Annotated in this window: 14 protein-coding genes; 8 read left to right on the forward strand and 6 right to left on the reverse strand. The window is 50.5% G+C overall.

Annotated features, from left to right (window positions below; genetic code table 11):
• Positions 1-113: 113 nt before the first annotated feature.
• Both arcC and argF read right to left on the reverse strand, forming a co-directional pair.
• Positions 114-1,040, reverse strand: coding sequence for a carbamate kinase (arcC, locus tag ACKTSF_RS07355; protein WP_407888049.1), 927 nt, complete (start codon positions 1,038-1,040; stop codon positions 114-116).
• Between the two features lie 15 nt (positions 1,041-1,055).
• A complete protein-coding gene (gene argF / locus ACKTSF_RS07360; protein ID WP_407888051.1) occupies positions 1,056-2,054 on the reverse strand; it encodes an ornithine carbamoyltransferase in 999 nt (332 codons plus the stop codon).
• Between the two features lie 325 nt (positions 2,055-2,379).
• Here argF and ACKTSF_RS07365 point away from each other — a divergent pair, with 325 nt between their 5' ends.
• The 5 genes from ACKTSF_RS07365 to ACKTSF_RS07385 all read left to right on the forward strand — a co-directional run bounded on the left by ACKTSF_RS07365 (position 2,380) and on the right by ACKTSF_RS07385 (position 7,913).
• Positions 2,380-3,678, forward strand: coding sequence for a sensor histidine kinase (locus ACKTSF_RS07365; protein WP_407888053.1), 1,299 nt, complete (start codon positions 2,380-2,382; stop codon positions 3,676-3,678).
• Complete coding sequence (locus ACKTSF_RS07370) at positions 3,675-4,505, forward strand: DNA-binding domain-containing protein (RefSeq protein ID WP_407888055.1); 831 nt, start codon at positions 3,675-3,677, stop codon at positions 4,503-4,505. The genes ACKTSF_RS07365 and ACKTSF_RS07370 overlap by 4 nt, the downstream gene beginning before the upstream one ends.
• Before the next feature lie 785 nt (positions 4,506-5,290).
• A complete protein-coding gene (locus ACKTSF_RS07375) occupies positions 5,291-5,662 on the forward strand; it encodes a cupredoxin domain-containing protein (protein ID WP_407888057.1) in 372 nt (123 codons plus the stop codon).
• A 38-nt stretch (positions 5,663-5,700) separates the two neighbouring features.
• Positions 5,701-5,982 (forward strand): cupredoxin domain-containing protein, encoded by a 282-nt coding sequence (locus ACKTSF_RS07380; protein WP_407888059.1) that lies wholly within the window; start codon positions 5,701-5,703, stop codon positions 5,980-5,982.
• Positions 5,979-7,913 carry a copper-translocating P-type ATPase gene (locus ACKTSF_RS07385; RefSeq protein ID WP_407888061.1) on the forward strand — a complete coding sequence of 645 codons (1,935 nt, stop codon included), beginning with the start codon at positions 5,979-5,981 and terminating at the stop codon, positions 7,911-7,913. The genes ACKTSF_RS07380 and ACKTSF_RS07385 overlap by 4 nt, the downstream gene beginning before the upstream one ends.
• A gap of 239 nt (positions 7,914-8,152) precedes the next feature.
• Here ACKTSF_RS07385 and ACKTSF_RS07390 read toward each other — a convergent pair whose 3' ends face one another.
• A complete protein-coding gene (locus tag ACKTSF_RS07390; RefSeq protein ID WP_407888063.1) occupies positions 8,153-8,629 on the reverse strand; it encodes a glutathione peroxidase in 477 nt (158 codons plus the stop codon).
• Positions 8,630-8,697: 68 nt separating this feature from the next.
• On the reverse strand, positions 8,698-9,195 hold the full coding sequence (locus ACKTSF_RS07395; protein WP_407888065.1) for an isochorismatase family protein: 498 nt from the start codon (positions 9,193-9,195) through the stop codon (positions 8,698-8,700).
• Positions 9,196-10,090: 895 nt separating this feature from the next.
• Between ACKTSF_RS07395 and ACKTSF_RS07400 the strand changes: the two genes are divergently transcribed.
• On the forward strand, positions 10,091-10,258 hold the full coding sequence (locus ACKTSF_RS07400; RefSeq protein ID WP_407888067.1) for a hypothetical protein: 168 nt from the start codon (positions 10,091-10,093) through the stop codon (positions 10,256-10,258).
• 157 nt (positions 10,259-10,415) lie between these two features.
• Here the strand turns inward: ACKTSF_RS07400 and ACKTSF_RS07405 are convergent, their stop codons facing one another.
• Positions 10,416-12,947, reverse strand: a complete 2,532-nt coding sequence (locus tag ACKTSF_RS07405) for a glycoside hydrolase family 30 protein (RefSeq protein ID WP_407888069.1) — start codon at positions 12,945-12,947, stop codon at positions 10,416-10,418.
• Between the two features lie 150 nt (positions 12,948-13,097).
• On the opposite strand from ACKTSF_RS07405, the gene ACKTSF_RS07410 reads away from it, so the two are divergent.
• Positions 13,098-14,093: a LacI family DNA-binding transcriptional regulator gene (locus tag ACKTSF_RS07410; protein WP_407888071.1), complete on the forward strand. Its 996-nt coding sequence runs from the start codon at positions 13,098-13,100 to the stop codon at positions 14,091-14,093.
• A gap of 233 nt (positions 14,094-14,326) precedes the next feature.
• On the forward strand, positions 14,327-14,494 hold the full coding sequence (locus ACKTSF_RS07415; protein ID WP_407888073.1) for a hypothetical protein: 168 nt from the start codon (positions 14,327-14,329) through the stop codon (positions 14,492-14,494).
• Positions 14,495-14,992: 498 nt separating this feature from the next.
• Here the strand turns inward: ACKTSF_RS07415 and uidA are convergent, their stop codons facing one another.
• Positions 14,993-16,801: a beta-glucuronidase gene (uidA, locus tag ACKTSF_RS07420; protein ID WP_407888075.1), complete on the reverse strand. Its 1,809-nt coding sequence runs from the start codon at positions 16,799-16,801 to the stop codon at positions 14,993-14,995.

Raw genomic sequence — 16,801 nt, forward strand, 5'->3', positions numbered from 1 at the left:
AAGCGATGCAGAGCTTCGTTCCAACCTAAAACGCGGTCCCAAGAACGGGTGCTACGCCAACATCCCTTGGACCGCGTTCTATGTGTCTGCCAAAATATAAGTGGTTATCCGGATTATTTAATCAGTGTCCCGACCTTACCAGCCAACGCATCGTCCAGCCGATCCAGTGAGGTAATCAGGGCCGTCCGGTTGTTGCCCGAAGCAACGAAGTCTAAGCAGGCTTCGATCTTTGGTAACATGCTGCCCGGTGCGAATTGCCCGTCGTCAATGTAGCGTTTGGCTTCTGTGGCGGTCAGTTCGCGGAGAACATCCTCATCCGGTTGCCCATAGTTGACGTACACGGCATCGACCGCCGTTAAGATAATCAACTGTTCCGCCGCAATGTTAGCCGCCAATAAGGCACTGGAGCGATCCTTGTCGATTACGGCTGGAACCCCTTTCAAGCCAACTGGGGTCTTGACTACGGGTACCCCACCGCCACCGCCAGCGATGACGAGGTTGTCATTTTCAATCAAGTCATTGATACTCTTGAGTTCAATAATCGACTTAGGTTGTGGTGAAGGTACTACTTGCCGGTAACCCCGGCCCGCATCTTCAACGAAAGTGTAGCCTTTTTCGGCCACGATGCGGTCGGCGTCTTCCTTGCTATAAAACGCACCGACTGGCTTAGTTGGGTGTTGGAATGCCGCATCACCTTCATCGACTTCAACTTGGGTGACGACCGACGCCACATCCTTCACGATACCCCGTTGATGGAGTTCATTTTGTAAACTCTGCTGGAGGTGATAGCCGATATACCCTTGGCTCATCGCCCCACATTCGGGGAATGGGAACGCCGCCGTCTGGCCGTGTTCCGCCGCATAATTCATACCCAGATTGATGGCCCCTACTTGTGGACCATTACCGTGACTGATCACGACCTTGTGACCGGCAGCCACGAGACCAACCAGTGAGGTTGCGGTATGCTTAACCAATTGCAACTGTTCTTCTGGTGATTTCCCCAGGGCGTTTCCGCCGAGGGCCACAACGATTTTTGCCATCTGCTCGTCCTCCGCCTATTCGCCTAAGGTCGCAACCATCACAGCTTTGATGGTGTGCATCCGGTTCTCAGCTTCTTGGAAAACCACCGAGGCGTCACTTTCGAAGACTTCATCGGTAACTTCCATTTCAGTAATACCAAATTTCTCAGCAATTTCCTTACCCACCTTGGTTTCTGCGTCGTGGAAGGATGGCAGGCAGTGTTCAAAGATACAGTTTGGATTGCCCGTCTTGGCCATCATTTCACTGGTGATCTGGTAAGGTGAGAGCAACTTGATTCGTTCCGTCCAGACTTCATCGGGTTCACCCATCGATACCCAAACATCGGTGTAGAGGACATCAGAGCCCTTCACCCCTTGGTCCACGTCATCCGTGATAAAGATGGTAGCGCCCGTCTTTTCGGCAATAGCTTCAACCTTAGCCAGCAGTTCTGGTGAGGGATTCAGTTCCTGTGGGCAGACCAGGTGGTAAGTCATCCCCATGATGGCAGCACCGATCATCAGCGCATTGGCAACGTTGTTCCGGCCGTCACCCACGTATGTAAAGTGGATTTGGTTGTAGGGCTTCTTGAGAATTTCCTTAGCCGTTAAGAAGTCCGCCAATACTTGGGTCGGATGGTCTTCATCGGTCAGGCCGTTCCAAACCGGTACGCCTGAGTATTTAGCCAACGTCTCTACGGTCCGTTGGGAGAAGCCCCGATACTCGATGCCGTCAAACATCCCGCCCAATACGCGAGCCGTGTCCTTAGCTGATTCCTTTTTACCCATTTGTGTACCGGAAGGCCCGAGGTAAGTTACGTGAGCCCCTTGGTCATAGGCCCCAACTTCAAATGCACAACGTGTCCGAGTCGAGTTCTTTTCAAAAATAAGCGCGATGTTTTTGCCCTTTAATTTTTGCTGTTCCGTACCCGCATACTTAGCATTCTTAAGATCTTCAGCCAGTTGTAACAGGAAGCCCATTTCCTTAGGGGTGTAGTCCAATAAAGTGAGAAAACTCCGATTCCGCAAATTGTACATTGTTAATTCCTCCTTTGTTATTTACAATGACAGTATATGTAATCGGTTTCGTAAAACTTCACGAAGCTTCAACCCGTCAGCAAAATACTTTTAAAATTATATCGGCAAGCCCTTTGCAACCGACTATAGTTAACGATTAAGCCGTTGCTGATCGTTGGTGCTTCAATCCTTGGATGTTATTAACCGCTCAATCTTCAGTGCACTAGACCCTTCAGATTACGAAAAAAATAAATGTAGATGAGGGCCTAGGGTAAAAGTTGATTGTAGCCATCATACATATCGGTACACCATCCATTGTCCATAATAAGTTAGGAGTTATTTCAAAATGTTGAAACAATCCCGCTTCATTAGTCACGAACGCTACAGGCGGATTCTCATTGCCGCCATCTGCATTGCTCTGGCTTCACAGGTTAACTTCACCGCCTACACTCCCGGCTTTATCCTGACGCTGTCCGCACTACTACTGCCGATCTTTCTCTACTTTAATGGTGATCTGAATCCGATTCATCTGACGGTCGCCATTGCTGGTGCCTCCCCCATCTTTCGGGGAATTCTACTATTCATTAGCAACGATGTCAGCCGCACCGACAATCTGCGTTACGTGGCGGCCGACATGGCCTTCTATGTCTGTTATGGTGTGCTGTATTACTGGCTGTACTGGCGTAAGGGCCAACGCAACAACAGTTCCTTTTTACTGACGATCATCGTCTGCGACTACCTCGCTAACTTGCTAGAGGTCAGTATTTTAACCGGGTTCACTGATTATCACTACCGCCTGTTTCAGTTGCTATTTATCACTGCTCTTTTGCGTAGCCTGATCAGCTGTTGCTTCGCCTTTCTCTATCACCACTTCACCCTCCTCGTACGCGACGAGGACCACGAACAGCAGTATTACCATTTTATCTGGGTCGCATCGGTCGTGAAGAGTGAGGTCTACTTCATGCGTAAAAATATTACGGAGATTGAAAACGTCATGAAGAACGCCTACCTATTGAACAAACAGCTTCAAAATGCCGATGTCACACCAGAACAACGCGAGATGGCCCTGGACATTGCCCGTGACGTTCACGAAATCAAGAAGGATTATCAAAACGTCATCTGCGGCCTGGGCAGTTCATTTGGCAATGATCAGGCCACGCCCATGCAGCTAGCCGACATTCTCCGAGTGACTACCCGCTACATTCGCGAAGCGCTCAAGGATGAGCAACGTGGCGTCGTTATCGACACTCACAGTCACGTTGATATCGTCATCCCCAACCATTACTATGTCGTCTCAATTCTTTCCAATCTGATCTTCAACAGCGCCGATGCCATGCTCGACCAGACCAACGGCTACATCCGTATCACAGTGGCTGATGCCGGTCCAAATGTGATTATCACCGTCAGCGATAACGGCACAGGCATGGATGACGAGACCCAGGCCATGATTTTTCAGCCCGGATTCAGTACCAAGTTCGATGAGAACACCGGAAACGTTTACCGAGGTATCGGCCTCTCACACGTCAAAATCATCGTTCAGGAACAGTTTGACGGCGACATTCAAGTCCACTCGCAGCTCGGCAAGGGCACTAATTTTGAAATTACACTTAACAAACAACGACTCGCTCAGGAGGCTTCCGTATGAAATTCTACATTGTCGACGACGACCCCGCTATTCCAATGATGCTGCGCCGCATTCTCGAACAGGACGCCAATAATAGTGTGATCGGCGTGGCACCAAATGCCCAGAAGGCCATCGCTGATATCATGATTCAACATGTTGACATCGTTCTAGTTGACCTACTAATGCCCGGAATGTCTGGGATTGAACTGGTTGAGAAGCTCAAGCATCTTCATCCGGATCTCCGTTTCATCATGATTTCCCAGGTTAAGGATGACGAGCTGCGCGCCGAGGCCTATCAGGCGGGCATCGAATTTTTCATCGACAAACCAATCAATCTGATTGAGGTCAAGACAGTCGTGGAAAAGGTAGCCCAAAACATTCAGATGGCCGCCAAGCTCAATGCCGTTCAGTCGCTGGTTGGTGGCATTCCCACCGCAACGCCGACTGTGGATCCGCACCAGGCCCAAAAGGCCAAGATTCTGTCAATTCTGCGTTTCCTGGGAATCACGTCTGAAGCCGGTTCCGCCGACATTCTGGCCATCACCCAGATCATGATCGATCAACAGCTATCTTTCCGTGAGATTGACTTCAACGTGGCCTACCACATCGACGACCGCGAAAAGAAGATCGTTTTTCAGCGGGTTCGACGCGCCATTAAGACTGGCCTGACCAACCTTGCCCACCTCTGTCTTGACGATATGGGCGACGAGATTGTCGTGGAATACGCCAACACGTTGTACGAGTATAAGAACGTTCGAAGTGAGATGCTCTACCTGGAGGGCGAGCGCAGCACCCGGGGAAAGATTTCTCTCAAGCGCTTCTTCGATGGTCTGGTCCAAGAAATCTGAATCACATTTAATCTCAAACTGAAGGTTAAAAGTTTCAAAACACCCATTACGCTTGTTGTCACAATGATACTGGGCCTAAAATTAGGCAGCGTTGTCTAGTCATCGCCTTACCGGCCGGCAGATATGGGCTGGAGCGGTGCGAACACAACTTGAAGCCTCGAAAGGACCGAGTCTCCAAGCTTGGTTTTCTACTAAGCCAGTGGGAAAATCACCCGCTGACTAAGTAGAACGACGCGCCTGAGCCCATATCTGCCGACCTCTCGGCTACCATAGTTGGTTTAAGGCAACGTGGATTATGCGCCTATAAACGTTGTTGACTTATTCTTAAACTTTAGGAACCACTTGGAATTCAGCGAGTGGCATTGAACTGCACAATCAGAGCCGGAGGCGGTCAGGGATGGAGCTAGCCGTGTCGACGATGTAAGTCGGCGCTTTCCCCGGCTTACATCGTGGGACGACCTGAGAGACGCCTGAACTTGGCGGCTTTCAGGCGAGCTGGAAGCCCGTCCTTTGGCTGGAGGCGTTCCCCACAGCAAGCGGAATCTCTGACCGCCGGAGTGTGACCATTGCTGCTAGATAGCTAATACTTCATTTTTCAATCTTTTGATCAAATCTAATTGATAACGTGACAGCCGACTTCCCGGAAGCAGCTGTCACGTTTTTTGTTTCCGTTAGGCCTAGATGAGACAAAAACAACTTTTTCGTTGACAAATGTAAACGATAGTCTTATGCTACTTACATAGATTACATTTGTAAACTTAAAAAGAAAGGCAGGTTTGGACATTATGGATAAATTAATCGTTACAATTGGTGCCATTGTTGCAATCGGCTTCATCGCTTGGTGGTTCTTTGGCAAGCACACCACCGCCACTGTCGACGCAGACGTGGCTCACGATAAACAAGACGTCGATGTAGCCGTCAGCGGGGGCTACACGCCAAGCACCGTCGTTCTCAAACGCGGGATCCCCGCTCAGATTATATTTAATCGCAAAGATCCCTCGAGCTGTCTGGAACAGGTCGTCTTCCCCGACTTTGGTATCAATGAATTTTTACCTAAGGACGAAAATCATGCTATCACCATCGACACCAGCACACCCGGTGAATATGAATATGCGTGTGGCATGAACATGTTCCACGGCAAAGTCATTATCAAGTAAGCGTCACCCGACACGCATCACTAATTGGAGGTCATCATATGACAAAAGAAAATATGAAACAAAATGCGACCGTTACCGTTGACGGTGGTTACCACCCCGACACGGTTGTTCTAAAACAGGGCATCCCGGCCACCATCACGTTTAATCGCATCAACGCCGCTGGTTGTTTAGACCAAGTTCAGCTCCCTGACTTCGACGTCTTAGCCGACTTACCATTGAATAAGCCGCAAGAGATCGCCATCGATACCAGTAAGGCGGGTACGTATAAATTCGCCTGTGGCATGAATATGTTCCGTGGAAAGGTGGTCATCGAGCCATGAGCATCAAAAACCGTTTTGTCTTCTCATTGATTCTCTCGCTCCCCATGTTAGTTGAAATGCTGGCCGCCCCCTTTGGTTTCATACTTCCCGGTGGTGCTTGGACAATGTTCTTCTTGACGACTGGGATCATGGCTATCTCCGCACGGCCATTCATCCAAAGTGCCTGGGCTGCCTTTCGCCATCACCACGCTAACATGGATACGTTAGTCGCTATCGGAACCACCACGGCCTACCTTTACAGCGTTTACGCCATGCTCACGGGGAGGGCCGTCTTCTACGAAAGTGCAGCATTCGTGATCACCCTTATCCTTCTCGGCCAATACTTTGAGGAGAAGATGAAGCACACTGCCTCTGGGGCCGTGGAAAAGTTGATTGGCCTCCAAGCAAAAAACGCCAATGTATTACGTGATGGCCAATTCACGCAGGTTCCCCTGAGTACCGTCGTTGTCGGTGATACGATTCGCGTGAAGCCCGGTGAAAAGATCGCTGTCGATGGAACCATTGCCGACGGCCACTCGAGCATCGACGAATCCATGGTGACTGGGGAAAGTATGCCCGTGACCAAGCAAGTTGGTGACCACGTGATTGGCGCTACCATCAACGGTACGGGAGCCTTTACGTTTACCGCCAGTAAGGTTGGTGATGACACCCTCTTGGCACAAATTGTCGAGATGGTCAAGAAGGCGCAGACTAGCCACGCACCTATTCAGAAGACGGTAGACCGGGTCTCCGATATCTTCGTTCCCGCCGTCCTGATTGCCGCCATTCTCACCTTTACTGTCTGGTACGTCGTGTTGGGTGCCAGTATCGTGAACGCCTTGTTATTTGCCGTTTCGGTCATCATCATTGCTTGTCCCTGTGCACTGGGGATCGCAACTCCGACGGCCCTAATGGTCGGTACCGGTCGTAGCGCCAAGATGGGAATCCTTATCAAAAATGGTGAGGTGCTTGAGACTGCCAATAAGATCAAAACCGTGGTCTTCGACAAAACCGGGACCATCACTGAGGGTCATCCCCAAGTGACCGACATCGTAGGTGGTCCTGACGTCCTCCAAGTGGCGGCAAATCTGGAAGTTGCTTCCGAACATCCGCTGGCTGCCGCCATATTGGACAAAGCCCGTAGTGTCGGGATCACTCCGGTTGCTGCGACCGATTTTCAAGCTATTCAAGGCAAGGGTGTACAAGCCACAGTCGATGGACAATCGGCCTTTATTGGTAACGACAAACTCCTCGACCATTACACGCTCACACCAGGATTGACCCGGCAAATGGACCAGTTGCAAAACGCAGCTAAGACGGTCGTTATTGTCGGTATCGCGGATCAAGTTATCGGCCTGGTCGCCATTCAAGATGCGCCGAAAGTCAGCTCAGCCGGTGCCATGGCGGCGCTCAAAGCACGCGGTCTGCGGACCGTGATGCTGACCGGTGACAATGACCGTGTAGCGCGGGCAATCGCGGATCAAGTCGGTATCGATGAAGTCATTGCCAACGTTCTTCCTGGCGACAAAGCAGCCGCCATCACGCGGTTGCAGGCCGATGGTCCCGTTGCCTTTGCGGGTGACGGCATCAACGACGCGCCAGCTCTGACGACTGCCGACGTCGGTATCGCCATGGGTTCCGGGACCGATATCGCCATTGAAGCCGGTGGTATTGTGCTGGTCAAGAACGACCTCCAGGATGTGGTACGGGCACTCGAACTCAGCAAAAAGACGTTCAATCGCATCAAATTGAACCTCTTCTGGGCGTTCATCTACAACGCACTGGGGATTCCGGTGGCTGCCGGAATCTTCGCAGCCGTCGGATTCATTCTCAGTCCCGAGATTGCCGGCCTTGGGATGGCGCTCAGCTCGCTCTCTGTGGTTGCCAGCTCCCTGTTACTGAACAAGTCTAAGCTGACTTCCACTGTCACTCCCAATGTAAAACTCGCCTAAGGAGACCTAACAATGACTGAAAAATTTTGGCAAAAAGATACCTGGATCACCATTGCGATTGCGTTAGTTTACGTTGTCGCGGCGCTAGGCATCGGTCGTCTGATAACACCCTAATTTAAACAAAAGTCGTGTTGCCTGTCGGGTAAAGATTATCCGGTAAGCAACACGACTTTTTTAATTCTTGCAGAATGGATAACTTGTTCTCAGGTAAAATGATGTGTGTCATTGACTTGCGACCGTTAGTTTGTCACCGCCAACGCCTGTACGATGGCGTCTTCAATACTTTCTGGCTTAGTAATTGGTGCGTAGCGGTCGATCAGCAGACCGTCACGTCCAACTAGAAATTTTGTAAAGTTCCACTTAATGCGACCGTGACCAGCGGTGTCCTTGAGATAGGTAAACAGTGGATCTTCGTCATCCCCATTCACCCGCACCTGCTTAGTCATGGGGAAGGTCACGCCGTAATGTAGCTGACAAAAGTCACTCGTCGCTTCGTCGGAGTCCAACTCCTGATGAAATTGATTCGAGGGGAGCCCCAGAACTTCCAGGCCCTGATCGTGATACCGCTTATATAAGGTCTCGATACCCTCAAGTTGCGGCGCCAAGCCACACTTACTGGCCGTATTCACAATTAAGACGACCTTACCTCGGTAATCCTTGAAGTCAATCGCTTGACCACTCATCTCAGTTTCGGAAAAATCATAGATCGTTGTCATTAGAAAACTTCCCTTCTCAAAACAATTGTGCATAACCTAATTATACACCAATTAATTTTAAAGGCCTGCTATTCCGCTACGGGGTAGACTGTCGCAAAGCTACCGTTCCAGATGCTCTCATGATGCCTGCGAATCACAGCAGCACTGAGTTCCGGTGTATCAAAAGTTGTACTCATACCAGTCGCCGTAATCATATCAAATCCGCGGTCGTGGCCGACCCGAAACGCCGTATCCACACAATATTCTGTCTGTAGTCCACAGACTTCCACGCTTTCGGCCAAAATATGATGTAGGCGCTCTGCGAGTCCGGTCTCATAAAATGAATCCGTATGGTATTTCAGAAAGACGGTATCGGTGACCTGCCGGTGAAGCCGCGCATCAAGGCGCCAGGCATCACTGCCATAGGTCATTTCGTCATCGGTATGCTGCATGAAGATCACTGGCCGTTCTTCATCATGGTAGATATCAAGGCGTTCGTTGATGCGATCTACCAGCGCGGTATAGCCCGCAGCTTGGCTCAGTCCATTCTGGACATCGATTACTAACAGTACATCTGCTTGTGGCATGGTTGTCATCCTTTCAGGTCTTAGTTGCTTTGAGTGTAGCACGATACCTTCAAAATTTCGCCTTATACTTATTACTAATGTAAAAATCCCCGTTTCTGTCTCACTTTTTTTCAAAAACAATCCTAAAAGTTGCAAGTCCAAATGCACCTAGAAAGATCCAGCTAATAGAGATTTAATCCATAAAATGGGTTGGGAGTTGTCACTGCTAAATTAGTCGCAATGGTCGCACTCCGGCGGCCAGGGATTCCGCTTGCTGTGGGGAACGCCTCCAGCCAAAGGACGGGCTTCCGACTCGCCTGAAAGCCGCCAAGTGCAGGCGTCTCTCAGGTCGTCCCACGATGTAAGCCGGAAGTGCGCCGACTAACATCGTCGACACGGCTAGCTCCATCCCTGACCGCCTCCGGCTCTGATTGTGCACGTCAATTTCATACACTGAATCCCATATGGTGCCTAAAGTTTAAGCACAATTCAACAACGCTTCTAGAAGCATAATCCATGTTTCCTCAGGCCAACTATGGTAGCCGAGAGATCGGCAGATATGGGTTCAGGCGCGTCGTTCTACTTAGTTAGTGGGTGGTTTTCCCACTGGCTTAGTAGAAAACCAAGCTTGGAGACTCGGTCCTATCGAGGCTTCAAGTTATGTTCGCACCGATCTAGCCCATATCTGCCGGTCGGTAAGGAGATGGTTGGACAACGTGCTTAATTTTAGGCCCAGTAGCGTTGTGGCACCAGTCATAATGAGTGTTTTGGAACTTTCAACTTTCAGTTAGTTATAAATTGCCACCTACGACTGCCAGAAATTCCGGTTATAATTTGTTCTTTAACCTGATATTGCGGTGACAACCGCTGGACTGCCAACGTTAGTCCACGATGGTTGGCTACTGTATACGTAGGCGTGAGTGAACCAAATTTAGGCTCAGCCGTGGGATTTCCCAAGCGGGTTAGCTTGGGAAATGGCGACTTTGAAACGCGGGTTGGGCGGTTCAAAGCGAGCTGGCAGACCGCTTCCCAGGCTGGCGGCGTCCTACCCACAGCGTTCCAGCCTAAATTTGGCGAACGGTAAGCCGGCTGGTTTAGACAACGTTGCCTAATTTTAGTCTCAGCATCGTTACAATCCAAAAAAATCGTCTGCACCCGATGAAGGCGTACAGACGATAGTAATTCAATTCGTTCATGATTTTTTGTCAATCATCCTGGAAGAATTCAGAGATACACGCAAACTACCGGTAAAATCCAACCGCATCCAGTGTATAAGTCCCAGCAGTCACAGCAATCGTGACGTGATGCTTGACGGCGGACAACCCCAGGAAGACGGCGTTCTCTACCTTATCGGCAGCTCGCTGGGGTTCAAAGTTTGGAACCAACAGATGACCATCAACCTTGACCGATAATCGACTGGCCGCGATCTGTTTGCCATACAGGGCAAAGCCGGTCCCGGTGAAGTCAAACGTTACCTGAGTTTCCGTCCCAGCACGTCCCGTCGACAAGGTCCGGTTCCAAATCGTATTGCCCAATCCACAGACATGCTGCCAATCGCCCCGGTACGTGAACAGCGCATCTAAGTCGTCGAGACGTTGATACTGCACGCCATCCGCCATATCATTCTTTCTGACGACAATTTGAGTAATTTCCGTGTGGTAATAGCCCGTACCCAACTTGACGCGACCACTATAGTGCGGATTGTCCGTGTCCACAAAGGTCAGTACCGTTTGCCCGTCAATGCCCGCAGTCAGCTGATTGCCACTTACACCAAAGCTCAGCTGATGAAGCCGTGCTAAGTCTAAGTTAGTCACATAACCCAAAGCCACGACACCATCATTCTTCAATAGCTGACAACTCCCATCCGTCGCCACCTTGAAGACGTACGGCGCACTCTCCAGTCGTCCCTTGACATCTGTGACCTGATACAGACCGATGCCGAAATAGTTGCCCGTCGGTGAATTCTGCTGGGTAGTCTCATCAAACTTTACGGAAACCACCACAGTATAGTTGTTCCAGCGGTCATCCCCCAGCGTGAGGTTAGGCGCATAGGAATATTCCCAGTCCAGCGCGCGCTGAGCCTCGGTGATCTGTTGACGTAAAACACCCTGACCATGGCGCTGTTCAACCTCAAAGGCCCCACCCTGATCCGTGGTGTACCGCGGCGTCCCACCCCGAGTAATGTGATAATCTGCAGCATAGCCGAAGTCGTCCTGATAGAAAATATCTTGGCTATCCGCAACGTCCAGTAGCGTATTGGCAACCTGTGCCGTCTGCGGTGTGTAAATAACCTCGGCATCAGTTGCCCGATCTAGCGTTGTCGCGGTCACAATACTATGTGGTCGAACCAGGACCGTCAGCTTACCAGCCGTGGCCGTGAGCGTTTCGCACTGTCGTTTCAGTCCACTATCATAAGCTTGCCCAGGCTCTGGACCGCGACTCTCCCATACCGTGACTGGCTTGCCGACTGCGGGCAAATTGACGAGTGCCAATGTGTAACGCCGCGCGATCGCACTATCGTTAACGAAGATGGTCGAGAAGTCCTGTTTGTCTGGAGCCACTAGCGTCAGATAACTCGGGGCATCCGTGTGACTGTCTAGATTCTCCGTCCCACCAACCTGACTGTCACAGGCACTCGGTAAGTACCGCCACGGGTTGCTCTCGTGCCATCCTGACTGGGCGAAGTCCGTGAAGTGCTTCATGATCTGTAGCCCCACGTTGTCCACCTCAAAGTACCCGGACCATGGGTGACTTGCAGTGATCAACTCCTTGTGGCTGTAGTTGACCCCGGGATAGTAAGCGGAAACCGCCGGCTGGAAAATATAGAAAGTTCGCCGGGAGTTCACATAGCTCTTGATTAATCGGTTAGCCACATCTAAACCACTCTGTTTGCCGCCAATCCCGTCACCCGAACTGGCCCGTACCCGGTATTTGCCAAAGGTCATCGGCGCAATCCCCTCACTGTACCAGACCTCATGTTGATGATCATCGGCTAAGCGTTTGTATTGATTATGTGCGCCATCATCGGTATTGTAGTGGTATCCTACTGCCGCCACACGTTTGCGTAGTTCACGATCAGTCAACATGGTATCGCCAAATTCAGTCTCATAGTTCTGATCAGCCGCAATCAGCTTAATCTGCTGGTAACGGTCAACCGGGAAGTCCGCTGGAAAATCAGTATCGTTATGTAGCCGGTCGGCAAACCATTTGATCCAGTGATACATAGGGTGCTTGGTCTCGTTGCGGTCCGGATCCACGTAGTCGAAGAGGTAGCCGAATTGTTGGTACGCCGCCACGATGGTCTGCTTGTAGAGTTGATACATCGGTTCATAAGCTGTCTCTGGCACGTCGCGGTCGGGATCAGCATGCTTGACCGGTGCCCACAACGGTCGCAAATAGCCGGGTTCTCCCCACCGCAGCAGGCTAGTCTTCAGTTGTGGGTTTAACTTTTTGGCATCGGCAACTAGCTGGTAACCGGCCCCCCGCAAGACGTTGGCGGGCTCATCGGCGCTGCGCTTTGTCGCTGGCTCGGTCCCAGACGACGTGTTCGCATCGTCCCCAAGTTCTAGCTTGACCATCGACATCAGGGGATGCTGGCCGCCGAAGAGAATCTTCAAGATTTGCCGATAGCTCTCGGGCTTTTCCCATTTGTAATCCAGCAAGAGACGCGATGAGTTATTGCAGCTCAAGTAGCCAAACCCCTTGAAGGTATTGGCATCCTGTGCCGACGTTTCCAGCAAGTCACCATCAATTGTTACCTGTGTTGTATTCATGACTGATCACACACTCCAATCTATCCAATTAATGAAGAAATTTAGAAATTTCAAGTTTAGTAAACGTTTTTCCAAAATTTACGGCTATAATAATTATAAGGAATGGAAGACGTCGCCTATAAATAAATCCAATCAAAGGAGGACTACCTGATGACAACCATCAAGGACGTGGCGAAAAGCGCCGGCGTGTCAGCATCCACCGTCTCTCGTATCCTAAATTATGATGCCACCCTCGCCGTCAGTGAAGACACCCGACGCAAGGTCCTAGAAGTCGCCGAAAAGTTGCAGTACAAGAAGAAACCCAAGAAGGCCCAACAGTCTGGCGCCAAAATCGCCGTGGTCCAATGGCACTCTGATAAAGAGGAGCTAAACGACCTATACTACTACCAGATCCAGTACGGGATTGAAACCAAGGCCCTTAGTGGCGGCGTTTCCGTCGATACCATCTCGTTTAACAATATTGCCAACATTGACCTCGCCGGGTACACCGGTATTATCGCAGTGGGAAAGTATGACGAATCCGAAATTCATCAGTTGGCCAACTACCACAAACCACTGGTCTTCATCGGCGAAAACTATCTGCTCTACGGCTTCGACAGTGTCCAGAGTGATTTTCTGACACCCATCAACTGGATCATTAATCACTATCTGGCTGAGGGCATCAGTGACATCGGCCTGATTGCCGGTCAAGAAAAAACGTTGACCGAGCATAACGCCGTCTACGATCCACGGGCTACGACTTACCGCAACCGGATGGTTCACGAGGGCCTCTTCAACTCAGACTTTCTGTTCACGGGTAGTTACGGTCCAGACTCCGGCTACCAGCTGATGGAACGTGCCATTACTGAGCTGAAGGATGCCCTACCGCACGCCTTCATCATCGGTAGCGACTCCATGGCGATTGGCGCGCTGAAAGCTTTGAAACAGCACGACATCCCCGTTCCCAGCCGGGTAAACATTATCAGCTTCAACGACGTGGCCATTGCCAAGTACGCCTACCCAGCACTAACGACGGTCCACGTCTACACGGAGATCATGGGTGAACGTGCCTTCGATCTCTTGCAGGAGCAGATCAAGGACACCAACAAGATTCCGGAATCCGTGGTCATCAGCACTCGCATTATCAAACGGGATAGCAGCGTGTAGGTCTGCTAGGCGCTCTTGCAAGCAACACCCCAATTAATCAACTAAAGGTTAAAAGTCCAAGTGCACCTAGAAAGTCCCAGCTAACAGGGATTCAATCCACAAAATTAGTCGAAAATTACCACCTGCGGCTGCCAGAGATTCCGGTTATGATTTATTCTTTAACCTGACATCGAGGTGACGATAGCTGGACTGGCAACGTTCATCCACGATGGTTGGTCACTGCTTACGTGGGCGTGAGTGAACCAAATTTAGGCTCAACCGTGGGATTTTCCAAGTGGGGTAACTTGGAAAATGGCGACTTTGAAACGCGTACTATGCGGTTCAAAGCGAGCTGGCAGACCGCTTCTCAGGCTGGCAGCGTCCTCCCCACAGCGTTCCAGCCTAAATTTGGTGAACGGTAAGCCGGCTGGTTTAGACGACGTTGCCTAATTTTAGTCTCATTATCATTGTTGTAACAGTCATAATGGGTATTTTAGATCTTTCAACCTTCAGTTAATCAACACAAAACCGCAGTAAATCCAAGGTTCTCAACACCTGGTTTACTGCGGTTTTTAGCTGTTTAATTGTTCCAAAATCATCTAGAAATCTACATCGCTAAATTTCCACATAAACCCTAGTCAAGGTTTCCTCAACAATATGAGACATTGCGAACTAGCCTCATACGATTTTATAAAATAGCCAACGACTAACTTTGAACGAACACAACGTAAGCCGTGAGGGCGGTATAAATGTGCCCAGCTGTGGGAATTTCCTTAGCGGCTAGACCGCTTAGAAAATTGGTGCCTTTGAAACACGCTACTCAGAGGTTCAAAACAAGTCTAAAGATCGCTCTTTGGCTTTAGGCGTCCACCCAAGCGTTCGGCTCATTTACACCGCCCGGTAAGGCGAAAACGATAGTATTAGTTCTTAAAGTTATTGTCGATGTCGAGCCAGCGGCGGCGGAGATAGAACGCTGCTTCCTTTGGCTGACGGTCCCGCGTAAATAGGCCCTTCTTATTGCCGTTGACCCGCATGTTTCCTTCAACCGTTTGGAAATCAGCTAAATTCCAAGGTTGTTCCCCACGGATGAAGTCATAGGAATCGAAGACCCGGTTGAACATCTGTAGCACTTCAATCTGGTATTCCTCACTCCACATCACGGATGGTAGCTTGTGCAAGCCCGGTTGGGTATCGGCCCCATATTCAGAGAACACGACTGGCTTGTCGATATCTGAAGCTGCCCACTTATCAAGTTCCTCACGCAGACCGGCTTCCCCATCGGAAATTTCATACCCCCACTTGTGATACCAGCCAGGGTAACGGTTCAACAGGTAGAAGTCAGGGAACTGCTTGCAATAAGAGGTGTCGAAGGTGTCGTCTTCATTCAGCGTAAAGGTACGTGGCCGTTGGTCAGGGTCCAAAGCCTTGGTTGCCGTAAACATCTTGTCAAAGTACGGTACGGCAGACTTACTGGAGGTATCCGGTTCATTGAAGAGACTCCAAGCTAAGACACTCGGGTGGTTCTTATCCCGATGAATCATATCTGTCACTTGGTCAAGGTGCTTCTTGTAAAGCTCCTCGGTCCAGTCACCGTCAAAGAAGGACTGGTCGAGCCCGCCGAGAAAGCTGGCCGCGGCCATCTTAAACCCAACGGCGGTCACCTCATCAATAATCAGGAAGCCTTCGCGGTCGGCAAAGCGGTAAACCTCTTCGTCGTAGGGATAATGAGACGTCCGGAAAGAGTTAGCTCCCATCCATTTCATCAGCTCGAAGTCGCGCTTTTCTACGTTGATATCAAAGGCCCGACCGGCATAGATGCTGTCCTCATGACGCCCAAACCCCTTGAGGTAAACGGGTTGACCGTTGACCTCAATCTGGTGGCCGGCGATGGTGATCGTCCGAATCCCAATCTCATCGCTATATTCATCAATCAGTTGGTCGTTAGCTGTGACCTGAATGGTCAGCGTGTAGAGGTGGGCGTCACGGACGTTCCATAACTGCGGGTGCTGGACGACGAGGTCGCCGGACCGGCCATTACTCGTGGCCACGATTTGGTCGTCTTCATCACGTAACGTGACACTCACACTACCGGCTGATTGGCTGGTTGTCACAGTGTAGTGAACTGTCGCTAAGTCGGCTCCCAGCGTTGAAACAGCAGTGTAATCTACCACGTGATTCTCTGGCGTGGCAACGAGATGGACGCTGCGATTTAGGCCGGAGTAATTGTAAAAATCAAAGAACGGCTTGACCATTTTCTTTCCGTTTTTCAGGACGGCCGTATCACCGGCCGGTAAGGCATCGCGATGCAGCTCGTTATTCATCTTGAGCACGACCAGGTTTTCCTCGTCAAATTTCACGGCACTGGTAATGTCGGCGAGAAATGGCAAGAAGCCCCCCTCGTGACTGCGGATCTCCTGACCGTTAACGTAGACCGTAGCCCGATGCGTAGCGGCCCCGAACCGCAGACCAATCAGTTTGCCACGTAGGCTACTTGGTACAAAGATCCGTTTGGCATACCAGAAGTCACCAGTATATTCACGAGAATCCTTGTCCGTAAAGAAGTCGTTGAAGCTGGCTGGCACTGGCATCTTGATGGGATCGGGTAATTTAGTGGTCCAGTTCTCAGCCAGCCCTCGGCTCTCGCGGTCAAATGCAAAGTCCCAGAGACCATCTAGCTTCTGGTCAAAGCGGCATTTATTCATCAGTGGGTAAAGCAACTCTTGCTCCAT

Source organism: Levilactobacillus muriae (assembly GCF_045862015.1).
Taxonomy (GTDB): domain Bacteria; phylum Bacillota; class Bacilli; order Lactobacillales; family Lactobacillaceae; genus Levilactobacillus; species Levilactobacillus muriae.